General features: G+C 41.9%; 8 protein-coding genes. 4 read left to right on the top strand and 4 right to left on the bottom strand.

Features of this window, described 5'->3' with window-relative positions; genetic code table 11:
• Positions 1-230 precede the first annotated feature (230 nt).
• Complete coding sequence (locus F8S12_RS08535) at positions 231-755, top strand: TolB family protein (RefSeq protein ID WP_196515879.1); 525 nt, start codon at positions 231-233, stop codon at positions 753-755.
• A gap of 49 nt (positions 756-804) precedes the next feature.
• Here the strand turns inward: F8S12_RS08535 and F8S12_RS08530 are convergent, their stop codons facing one another.
• Complete coding sequence (locus F8S12_RS08530; protein ID WP_196515878.1) at positions 805-1,809, bottom strand: succinate dehydrogenase/fumarate reductase iron-sulfur subunit; 1,005 nt, start codon at positions 1,807-1,809, stop codon at positions 805-807.
• Positions 1,810-3,258: 1,449 nt separating this feature from the next.
• Here F8S12_RS08530 and F8S12_RS08525 point away from each other — a divergent pair.
• The 3 genes from F8S12_RS08525 to F8S12_RS08515 all read left to right on the top strand — a co-directional run bounded on the left by F8S12_RS08525 (position 3,259) and on the right by F8S12_RS08515 (position 5,445).
• Entirely contained in the window at positions 3,259-3,696 is a 438-nt protein-coding gene (locus F8S12_RS08525; protein ID WP_196515877.1) for an AbrB family transcriptional regulator, read from the top strand.
• A 169-nt stretch (positions 3,697-3,865) separates the two neighbouring features.
• Positions 3,866-4,750, top strand: coding sequence for a CPBP family intramembrane glutamic endopeptidase (locus F8S12_RS08520; RefSeq protein WP_196515876.1), 885 nt, complete (start codon positions 3,866-3,868; stop codon positions 4,748-4,750).
• Positions 4,751-4,830: 80 nt separating this feature from the next.
• Positions 4,831-5,445, top strand: a complete 615-nt coding sequence (locus tag F8S12_RS08515; RefSeq protein WP_196515875.1) for a hypothetical protein — start codon at positions 4,831-4,833, stop codon at positions 5,443-5,445.
• Positions 5,446-5,932: 487 nt separating this feature from the next.
• Here the strand turns inward: F8S12_RS08515 and F8S12_RS08510 are convergent, their stop codons facing one another.
• The 3 genes from F8S12_RS08510 to recG form a co-directional block, all read right to left on the bottom strand.
• Positions 5,933-7,279: a TldD/PmbA family protein gene (locus F8S12_RS08510; protein ID WP_196515874.1), complete on the bottom strand. Its 1,347-nt coding sequence runs from the start codon at positions 7,277-7,279 to the stop codon at positions 5,933-5,935.
• Between the two features lie 122 nt (positions 7,280-7,401).
• On the bottom strand, positions 7,402-8,841 hold the full coding sequence (locus F8S12_RS08505; RefSeq protein WP_196515873.1) for a TldD/PmbA family protein: 1,440 nt from the start codon (positions 8,839-8,841) through the stop codon (positions 7,402-7,404).
• Between the two features lie 228 nt (positions 8,842-9,069).
• Positions 9,070-11,264: ATP-dependent DNA helicase RecG (recG, locus tag F8S12_RS08500; RefSeq protein ID WP_196515872.1), on the bottom strand; the 2,195-nt coding region annotated here is incomplete at its 5' end.

The raw sequence follows: 11,264 nt of genomic DNA, 5'->3' as shown, positions 1-11,264 counted from the left end.
GGGAGCAGGGAGCAGGGAGCAGGGAGCAGGGGAGCAGGGAGCAGGGGAAGATGAGGGAGACAAAGAAAATAACTATGCCCAATAGACAGACCTCTTGCATAAATAATTTTTTGTCTCACGCAAAGGCGCAAAGGCGCAAAGAAAAAAGCGAAAAGAAGGACTTTTGCAAGAGGTCTAATGACCAATGCCCAATGCCCAATGCCCAATGACCAATGCCCAATGCCCAATATATGAAACGTGTTTTTTTTATACCTATATTTTTCTGCTTAAGTTTATTGACTGGATGTTTTGGCTACCCTCGACTTTTGAGTTATCCCTTTGATTCGGGGGGGCGCAGTCTCAATAGTTTAGCGTCAGAATTAAACCCCCAAATTTCTGGGAGATACATTGTTTTTATTACTGACCGCCGAGGTAGCCAAGATGTTTATATGTTTGATACGGTGACTCGTGATTTGGTTGATTTGCCAGGTTTAAATTCCTTTGATGCGATCGCAACTCATCCTAGCGTTTCACAAGATGGTCGTTATATTGTGTTTGGTGCTAGCCGTCAGGGGCGATCGGCTATTTTTCTCTACGACCGGGATACACGCCAATCACGGAATTTGACTGCTAACCTGCAATCGGAAGTCCGCAATCCTACAATTAGCGCTGATGGTCGTAGGATTGCCTTTGAGTCTAGTAATAATGGGCAGTGGGATATTTTAGTATATGACCGGAATGGACAGCCGTTGAATATACCTCAAGAACCGCGTTAAACAATGGGGAGTGGAGAGTAGAGAATTTTCTTCTACCACTCCCTATTCCCTATTCCCTATTCCCTTCTACTTGTTGCACAGATTCAATGAGCGATCGCACTTGTTCCGTCCCTTCTGAAGGTTCAAATGATAAGGGAAACTTACCCCGAAGGATCATCCGCAAACCGAGGGGTGCAAGACTGAGTAATCCTTTTAAATCCCGAAAATAATTACCGACAACTTGTAACCCAAATTGACGTTCATCAATCCAACCACCTTCTTTAACCAAATCTACCAATACTTTCCGGTGGCGAATTGAGCGACTGTCGCTGGCTTGTTTTTGGGTGAGAATTTCTTGTTTAATTTTGGTGATTTGTTCTAATGGTGCAACTTCCATTGGACAAACTGAATCGCAATAAAGACAACGGGTGCAACCCCATACGCCTTTAGTACCTTCGCTGTAGCTTTCTAAACGATTTTGGGTATCACTATCGCGGGAGTCTGCTACCATCCGGTAAGCTTTGGCAAGGGCATGGGGGCCTACAAAATCTGGATTAACTTCACGAGCGTTGCATTCAGAGTAACAAGCACCGCACATAATACAGTTGCCAGTTTGATCGAGGCGCGATCGCTCTTGTGGTGTTTGCAAAAACTCTCTTTCTGGTACTTGTCGGGCTGCTGTACTTACATAAGGAGCAACTGCCTCTAGATTGTTCCAAAAACTGCTCATATCGACGATCAAATCCTTAATGACAGGCATATTGCCAAGAGGTGCGATCGTGATTTCGCCAATGGCATTTACTTTACTTTGGGATGATATTTGTTGTAATCTGGCAAGTTCGCTACCAACATTTTCCTTACAAGCTAAAGCCGAACGCCCATTGATTCGTATAGCACAGCTACCACAAATAGTATTGCGGCAATTTTTGCGAAATGCTAAAGTTCCATCTTGCTTCCACTTAATATGATTGAGGCAATCCAGGATTGTATTACCTGGCTCTGCCTCTACAAGATAGGTTTGCACAACAGGGGAGGAATTTTGTTGCTGTCGAATGATCTTAAAAATAACTTCCATACACTAACCAAAATTTTAAAATTACTTCACCAGCCTCAACAATCATCAGTACAAGGCAGGTAGTTGCGAAAAGCCCTTAATTCAAGCCTGGTGTTAATAGGCTGATGATGAAAGAGCGACTGATTCTAATTTAAGGATAACCATTAAAATTTTGGTTATAGCAGCGCTGTGGGCAAGATTTGTGTCAAATTCTGAGCTAAAACGCCAAAAATGCAATCACAGCTTTGCATTGAGTTTACCTGTTTGGGAATGTAAAGGAAAGAAGGTTTGTTTTCAGAGGGATTTACGTTTATCTCCGACTTAAGGATAATATTCAAATTAAATGCATATCAGGTTAGCAACATGTCTTAATGTCAACTTGAATCAGAGTAACTGGTTCTCAAAATCCGGCAAGCGGTAGCGAAGGCGGAATTTTTTGATTATATAGAAGTGTAAAAGCACATATTCAATATATAGTAGTGGCAATCAAGCGCTAGGCATACGTTAAGAGATTTATTTATTCTTCCCATAGACAGACGTGTAAAATCTTTTGACCGCTTTTAAGCTTAGGGTAATAAACCGAGAGAAAATCATCACCACTTTCAAATAAAAGTTATTGTACCGGGAAACCCGGATGCTTGATACTTTTTGCTTTTGCCTCCTCTCAATCAAGAAAATCTGGGATTTAACTCATTGGTGAAAACGGCTCGTCTAAATTAGATAAATTTTTATAAAATCTCCAGGGCAATATTCACGCTTTCAATAAAGGGTTAGGAAAATCCTCACTGCTTTTTACTTGCTTGAGTCCAAGAATTTAAATAAAAATTTACCAGAAACTTTAATTCAAAATTAAACAACAATTTTGCTATTATTAGTCCATGCTAGTATTTAATATAAAATTACGAAGTTACAAAAGCAGAATCAATAGCCGTATCAGCGCGGCTACTACTGCTTTGTTTATTCGTAATGTAGAGACAAGAAAATTCACGTCTCTACTGGCAGGACAAAAGGGCATAAGCCCGTAGGACTCTATTGAAGTACTATGCTGTCCTAAGCTTGAGAGGAGGAGTAGAGAAAACTCTACTTGCTCATTAGCAAGAAAGGCAAGCACTGGCAGTGGAAAGCCTGCAATTTATTGGGTCTACGACTTATTTGTAGTAGAACCAACTCAATTTGTAAAGGTGGCTGAAAGTTACACCGCTACAATAGCGCCAAAAGAGAAAATAATTTTATTTCTAATGGCGAATAATGCTTAAAAGTGCCGTAAAATCAGCAAAATTAATTTCTGTGGCAACTATGACCGCTAACTGGTTGTGGACAACCATAATAGAAGTGCTTTTGGCTCCTAGCAGCAGGAATTAACGGGTAACACTAGAGTCCTAAGTAGCTCTATGCAAATGCTAAAAAGCCAAATGCTGGCATGAGACTACATCGTTTATCAATTTGGAGAGTAAGGAAAATTTGAGCATAATGACTGAAACTGCAACCGCGCCATTAACTGGAAAAACACTACTTGCTAAAGTAAAAGAACTTTCCACGTTACCACGCCGAGAAAGAGCCAAGCAGTGCGGCTATTACACTGTTACTAAGAATAACCAGGTTCGTGTCAATCTCACCGATTTTTATGACGCTTTGCTATCGGCTAGAGGAATTCCTTTAAGTCCAGAAGCACCTAAAGATGGTCGTGGTCGTGAACCGACATATCGGGTTAGTGTTCATCAAAATGGTCAGATTGTAATTGGTGCCACATATACCAAAGCAATGGGCTTAAAGCCTGGAGATGAGTTTGAAATTAGGCTGGGATACAAGCATATTCATCTGATTCAACTCGGCGAAAGTGATAAAAAACTAACCTTACCAGATTTAGACGACGAAGAATCGGACGAAGATTTGGACGAGGAAGAGTAAATTTGCTGATGGTAGGGATAAGTTTCAGGTGATGATAACTTATCCTTACCTCGACAGCAAGCTGGTAGCTCTATTTAAAAAATATTGTCCCAGGTAAAAAATACGATTAGACCCCTTGCAAAAGTTACCAAATTTAGTAGAGTCTTGATTAATCAGCAAGAAATCTATAATGCAAGAAGTCTATCGTGTTTTTTTGTTTATTTTGATAACTTTCTTTGAGCCTTCGATCAACACCTTACTGGCGTTTATGAAAAATGCACCAGCACTTGTTATAGTGATGGCATTTTTTATTTTCTGGATAGTTTGCTGGTTGCCGATCGCAACAGTATCAGCAATACTGCTCAATTGGCAACCCACTAAACCTTTGCAGCCAGAGCAAAAGATGCCGTTATTGGTGTCACTCTACCTATTAGCTCCCCTGATTCTTTGGGGAGTTAGTTGGTTGACGAATAAATCTTTTTCAGATTACGGCTTGGTTGGCAATCTTTCAACTCTTGGTTCCTTAGCACTAGGTTTCGGTTTGGGAGTGGTGAGCCTAGCTATTGTATTTAGTGGGCAATTCGGCTTAGGTTGGTGCTCTTTTGAAAAAACGAATTTCAAGTTATTATTACCCATCTTGCTACCGATTTTCTTGATAGCGTTGTTAGTTGGGGGGATAGAAGAGTTAGTTTTTCGCGGTTTCCTATTCACTGAATTAGCACAGGATTATCCAGTTTGGATAGCAGCAGCAAGTTCTAGCTTGATTTTTGCCTTGCTACACCTGGTTTGGGAGCAACGCGAAACGGCACCCCAACTTCCTGGATTGTGGTTCATGGGAATGGTGCTAGTGTTGGCACGCTTTGCCGATTCCGGTAATTTGGGTTTAGCTTGGGGATTGCACGCGGGATGGATATGGGCGATCGCTACGATAGATACAGCAGAACTAATTACTTACACAGGTAAAGTCTCTGACTGGTTCACAGGTAAGAACAAAAAGCCCCTAGCTGGCTTGGCGGGAGTCATTTGTGTGCTGGGAACTGGAGTGATTATCTGGTTTTTCTCTAGGTATTCTTGATTTCGCGTTAATGGAGCGATCAATGTTTTACGAGGCTGGGGAAGCCGTACACAATTAAGATATAACTTGAGCAGAAGTCTATGGCATACAGTGATTTTACTCTCCTTAAAGTCAGAGATGCATTTGGCTTAACTTTGGAAGAGACACGTAATCTGTTTCTGACTGTAGGCGCGGTGCAGCCATCTGACTTACTGAAGCGGTTGCTGGATGAGAACCTAACTTTAGCAACTTCCATCAACAGCGAAAAAGCCCGTTCTGAGTTTTTAATCGCTCCTATTCTGTCTGAGGTAAGGCGACAGTTAGATTATAAAATTAGCTTATTTTCAGGTACGGAGTTCAATGTTGATCCTGCTCAAGGCCTCTCAGGTTTTTGTGACTTTATCCTCAGTGCATCTCGTGAACAGTATTTTATCAGCGCTCCAGTAGTCACTGTTATAGAGGCCAAAAATGAGAATATCATCGCCGGATTGGGGCAATGTACAGCCACAATGATTGCTGCTCAGATATTCAATCAAAGGGCAGGGAATGAGATTCCAGTCATCTATGGGGCAGTCACAAGTGGAACCGCTTGGAAATTCTTAACTTTAGAACAGAATACTGTTTGCATTGACCCAGTAGAATACCATGTTAATTCCGTCGATAAGATTCTGGGAATTATATTGCAGACCTTTGAGAGTTCCTTGTCTAAAACTTGAGTTTGGACAAAGCTATGATCTCCTGCTAAAAATGGCTGCTTCTCTGTCTCTACCTTCTTCAACATCAGTATCTATTGACTTTACGGCAGTCAGTGTCATTACTGACTGCTTTTCTCTAGCTCTTTAGTCCAAACTCCAGATGTACACCACTATCTGGAAAATCTATTTTCATGATGATTTTTCACCACTTAGAGGATGTTTGAAAAGTCATGATTGATGTATCAAATATTTTTTACCCCACCCTAACCCTCCCCTTATAAAGGGGAGGGAACCGGATTTTCTTATTTCCCCCCTTTATAAGGGGGGACTAAGGGAGGTAATAATTCGATAAAAATTACAACATACCACTTTTCAAACAACCACTTAGAGCTTTGTCTACTTTTCAATTACTGGAAACTGAAATTCAACAAGTTATAAAAACACAAGGTTGGTGTTCCTAATAGAGATGCAAAATTTTGCATCTCCAAAAGATATTTGGATGAAGTCATTACAAGGTATATGTAAAATCTTCCACAAGCATACCAGGAACTAAACTACCTCCTAGTTGACGGCTTTCATAGGTTCCTACTTCGGGAATAAACTCCTGAAAAGTGGTCAAATCTACTAAGTTTTCTCCCCAAAAGCGATAGAGACTTTCATCAAAACGCAAGTTTTCAATAGGTGCGATAATTTCTCCATTTTCTACCCAAAAACAAGCATAACGGGTCATGCCTGTGATTCTACCAGTTTGGCGATCGCTCCAATTCAAGTAATGCAGATTTGATAAATATAATCCTGTATCTAAACTCGGAAGAATCTGCTCAAATACTAAATTCCCCGGACTCACTTCTGGCGCTCGTAAAGTCTCTGAACTATTAGCGCCGTTGGCAGTTTTTTGATATTCTTTAGCAGTCCGAGAATTCACCAGAGTATTTATCAAATCTCCTTTTTCTATTATAGGTATCTCTGGTGCTGCTATTTCTCCCAATTCATTAAATCGCGGTACTAATCCCCGTTGAAAGTTTTCTTTCAAACTAAATGCGGTTGAAAGTTGTTTTTCTTCACGCCATAGAGCAGCTAAAGCACTGTTTCCTTGTTGGATATCAGCTTCGCTTAGAGATCCCCAAGAAAGCATTATTAATAAATCTGCAACAGCAGCAGGTGCAAAATAAGTTTTGTACTGCCCCCGTGGCAATTCTTTAGCTGGGTGAGAAAGCAGTTCTAGCTGATTTTTGGCTTCGCTGATTTTGGCTACATAAGCAGATTTATCCCAATCACTTCCTGCAAATGTGCCTTTAACTGCTTGTCCAGAGGTGGTAAATAGAGAATAATCTAAGGTAAAAGAATCAGTAGCAAACCAGTGTTTCTGTCCGTTGGAATCACCGTAAGCTTTAATTACCACACCTCCAGCGTAGATGCCAGTAAAATCCAATTCAGTAACTAGTTCTAGCACATTGGGTACTACTGCTTCCGCCGCCAATAATTTCCCAGAATGTACTTCCCGGCTAGTATTAGTTCCTGATGGTAAAACTAGATAGGGATCAATAGGTAATAGAATAAGTTCTTCACGTAGTTCCTGCAAAGCAGCATACGTTAACTGCCAATCTACGTCCCAATTTCCAGTAAAGGGAAACTGCTGAATACTGCTGCGTTGGTCTGCCATCAAAGTTAGTTCGATCCAACCATCCGCAACACAACCGGTTTGTCGAACTTTCGCATGATTGAAACGAGTAAATTGACTTCTTTCACTGCTTAGTCTCACAGTGAATTGTTCATTTTCTGCTTTTTTGATCAGCAGGGTTTCAATCAGTCGATTAAAGCTGACTTCTAACGTAGATAATTCCTCAATTTTCATGGATATTAAATATTAATAGGGAAATAAAGAGAGGGGGAGGAAAAGTTAGGAGTTAGGAGTTAGGAGTTATAAGTTAAAGAATTTTTTAATTTTAAACTCCTAACTCTTGTATTTGCACTTTTTCAAGTTCCTCCACCAAAAACTTCGACATTAGCAAATACACAAACAGGTGAACCATGTCCTACCCAAATAGCCTGATTTGGTTCTCCTTTGCCACAATAAGGAGTACCATACATTTGCCAGTTGTCAGCATCTCCTACTTGAATTAAACTGTGCCAAAACTCCGGTGTTGTGGCGCGATAGTTGGGATTACGGAGGGTTTTGGTGAATTTGCCGTTTTCAATTAATTTTGCGTACTCGCAACCAAATTGAAATTTATAGCGGCGATCGTCAATTGACCAAGATCGGTTAGATTCCATATAAACGCCGTGTTCTATCCCAGCAATAATGTCTTCAAAGGTAGCGTTTAGAGGTTCTAAATTTAAGTTTGCCATGCGATCAATTGCTGGTCGATTCCAGGAGGAAGCACGGGCACAGGCTACTCCGGCTACACCTGCTCTTGCTTGACTCTCCAGACTACCTAAACCGCGTTGTAGTACACCTTCTTTAACCAAATACTCCCGTGTTGCTACAGCCCCCGTATCATCAAAGGCATAGCTGGCATATTCACCAGGTACGGTAGGGTCAAAGGTAATGTTCATCAGTGGCGAACCATATACTAGGTTACCAAAATCACTTTTGTTAACAAAGCTGCCCCCAGCATAGTTACGCTCATCTCCCAAAATTCGGTCAATTTCTAGGGGATGTCCGACACTTTCATGGATTTGCAGCATCATTTGATCTGGGGCTAAAACTAAATTGGTACGGCTGGTTGGGCATTCCTCTGCTGTCAGTAGTTCTACTGCTTGTTTGCCAATTTGCCGCACCCGATGCCATAAATCTTCTTGTTTTAAAAGTTCTAGTCCGCCTTGGTAACAGTTTGCCTGCGAGCCGTTGTTGCTACGCTGCTGTACAATTACCCCATCTTGGGCAGTGGCTCCATAATTAGTGCCTATAGATAGTATTTTTTGATAGACTTCTGAGCCATTGCTGCTGACAAACCAAGATTCTCTGTCGGTTGTGCTAGCACTGGCTATGGTTTGCACAATCTTGTCGTCAACTTTCAGTGTTTGGCAAATGCGAACCAGTAAATCGTTGAGTTCTCCCGGACTCAGAGCATCCAATGGCTCAAGGAATGGAGATATATATTCACCAACGACTTTAGGGCGCTCACTTTCACCGAAGGGATGTATCCACCATTCACTGGCTGCTAGTGCCTGGTTATAGGCTGTTTGAGCAGCAGCTTGCAGGGAAGACAATTCTAGAGAGTTAGTAGCTGCATAACCCAGACAGCCGTTAACCAAAACTTCCAGCATGGCTCCTACAGTAAAGGATTTGCCATTTAATTGGGGTAAACCGTCACGGACTGAACGGGTAGTAGAAGTTTCCTTTACGGCTCTAATACCAATCCAATCAGCAGGAATATCGAAACTAGCGATCGCTTTTTTTAGTTCAGTCCACATAATTCAATTCAAAATTCAAATTTTATACCAAATAACTGTCAGAATGTTTTTCTACAATAATTTTAATTTGTTTCATTACTAGGGCATTTAGCAAGGGACATTTAAGATGATTTTGATGGAGCCTGCAATATATTTAATTGTAATAAACTTATAGCGTAGGCGTAGCCCGTCGTAGACATCGCAGTTATTAAACCCTCATTTTTGTCACTACGAAATAACTCAGATATACTATGTTAAAATTGCTCCGCCCATTAACCGCTCATACCGATACTTCAATTCTTCTTTCATCAAATACCAGCGCTCTAAAGTTGCATCCATCTCGATAATTTTTTCTGCTGCTTGCCGCGCTAAAAGTAAAACTTCTTCATCCTCAACTAAACTCGCTAAGGTAAAATCTGGCACTCCTGATTGGCGAGTCCCCAATACTTGCCCAGGCCCGCGAAAACGCATATCCATTTCGGAAATGAAAAAGCCATCCTGAGACTGTTCCAACACCTTCAGCCGTTGTTGAGCATCAGGACTTCTGGAACTACTCATCAACAAACAGTAGGATTGAGCCGCCCCACGACCAACACGCCCTCGCAGTTGATGCAGTTGCGATAAGCCAAATCGTTCCGCATTTTCAATGAGCATTACTGTGGCATTAGGTACGTCTACACCAACCTCAACAACAGTAGTAGAAACTAATACCTGTGTTTGGTTATCACGAAATTTGGTAATCGCTTCATCCTTATCGGCTGAACTCATCCGACCGTGGAGCAGCCCCACTTGAAAGTCGGGAAAAACGCTTTCCTGTAGCTTTTGATGCTCCTCTACAGCCGATCGCAAATCCAGTTTTTCTGATTCTTCCACCAAAGGCAAAACTACATAAACTTGTCTACCTTGGGCAATTTCTCGGCGGATAAGGTCGTAAGCATGGTTGCGTTGCTGACCTGACAATACTGTTGTTTGAATCTTTTGCCGTCCTGGTGGTAACTCATCAATCTGGCTCACATCCAAATCCCCGTGTATTGTTAGTGCTAAGGTTCGGGGAATGGGGGTAGCTGTCATCGTTAATACATGAGGTTGTTCGCCTTTTTGTTGCAAACGCGCCCGTTGTTCTACTCCAAAGCGATGCTGTTCATCAATTACCACTAATCCCAGTTGTCGGAAGTTTACAGGGTCTTGAATCAAGGCATGAGTTCCGACTAACAGAGGTAATTCACCAGTTTCTAACTGAGAATGTATTTGTCTTCTTTTGGCAACTTTAGTGGAACCTGTCAGTAATTCCACGGGTAAATGCAGTAGGTTAAACCAACTAACTAACTTGCGGTAATGTTGTTCTGCCAAAACTTCTGTAGGAGCCATCAGCGCCGCTTGGTAGCCGGATTGAATTGCTGCGAGGATAGCTAGCACGGCTACGACCGTTTTACCAGAACCGACATCGCCTTGTACTAAACGATTCATTGGCACGGGTTTCTGTAAGTCGTTGAGAATGTCGTTGAGGACTCGTTGCTGTGCCCCAGTAAGTTTAAAAGGCAGTATTTCGTGGAATTTCTCTACAAGTTGGCCTCGTGGCACAAGGATTGCGCTGGTTTGAATCGCCCTTGCTTGCTGCTGACGTTGTAGTAAACCAAGTTGCAGGTAGAAAAATTCATCAAAAACTAGGCGACGACGGGCGACTTGCAGTGCGGCACTATCGCTGGGAAAGTGGATATTAGCGATCGCATCTTTCAATTCCATTAAACCATACTTCTTTCGCAAACCACTTGGCAGGGGGTCTTTCATCTGAGCCGCAGCCGGTAAAGCTGCAATTACCGCCTGTCGCACTGTATTCGCCACCACGCCCTCAGTCAATCCATAAATTGGCACTACCCGCCCAATATTCAGCGATTCAATTGAATCTCCTGGATTTGCCAAAACCTCTAGTTCGGGATTATCCAGTGTCAGTCCATATTTACTTTCTTTCACCAACCCACACGCCGCCAGAATACTACCTACTGGATAACGGCGTTTTAAGCTTTCTTGCCAAGCGCGACTGCTAAAGCGCGTACCTGCGTAAAAACGACCAATTTTGATTTGACCACTGTTATCTTTTACTATCAGTTCTAAAATTGATAATTTCTGATTTTTGGGGCTAGTAAAGCAGTTGCAACGCTTCACTGTAGCCACTATTGTCACCGTTTCACCCGCCTGTAACTCGCGGATATTCACCTGACGCGCATAATCAATGTGATCACGGGGATAGTAAAAAAGCAAGTCGCGGACGGTGTGTAAACCAAGCCGTGCCAAATTATCAGCTTTTTTGAAGCCTATTTCTGGTAAATCACTGAGTTTTTGCTCAATTTTCGGTGCAAGCCTCAGACTCACCTCAGTGATAATTTTAGATTTTGGATTTTGGATTTTGGATTGATTAATTCCCCCCTGCTCCCCTGCTCCCCTGC

Origin of the sequence: Nostoc sp. WHI, from assembly GCF_015714725.1 — a bacterium.
GTDB lineage: Bacteria > Cyanobacteriota > Cyanobacteriia > Cyanobacteriales > Nostocaceae > Nostoc.
Note: the sequence above shows the minus strand (reverse complement) of the source record. Positions and strands in the feature narration are given on the sequence as shown.

Excerpts from the sequence above, each read along its gene's own strand:
- F8S12_RS08535 (WP_196515879.1), top strand. The coding sequence starts at position 231 with ATGAAACGTGTTTTTTTTATACCTATATTTTTCTGCTTAAGTTTATTG.
- F8S12_RS08525 (WP_196515877.1), top strand. The coding sequence starts at position 3,259 with ATGACTGAAACTGCAACCGCGCCATTAACTGGAAAAACACTACTTGCT.
- F8S12_RS08505 (WP_196515873.1), bottom strand. The coding sequence starts at position 8,841 with ATGTGGACTGAACTAAAAAAAGCGATCGCTAGTTTCGATATTCCTGCT.
- F8S12_RS08520 (WP_196515876.1), top strand. The coding sequence starts at position 3,866 with ATGCAAGAAGTCTATCGTGTTTTTTTGTTTATTTTGATAACTTTCTTT.
- F8S12_RS08510 (WP_196515874.1), bottom strand. The coding sequence starts at position 7,279 with ATGAAAATTGAGGAATTATCTACGTTAGAAGTCAGCTTTAATCGACTG.
- F8S12_RS08515 (WP_196515875.1), top strand. The coding sequence starts at position 4,831 with ATGGCATACAGTGATTTTACTCTCCTTAAAGTCAGAGATGCATTTGGC.
- F8S12_RS08530 (WP_196515878.1), bottom strand. The coding sequence starts at position 1,809 with ATGGAAGTTATTTTTAAGATCATTCGACAGCAACAAAATTCCTCCCCT.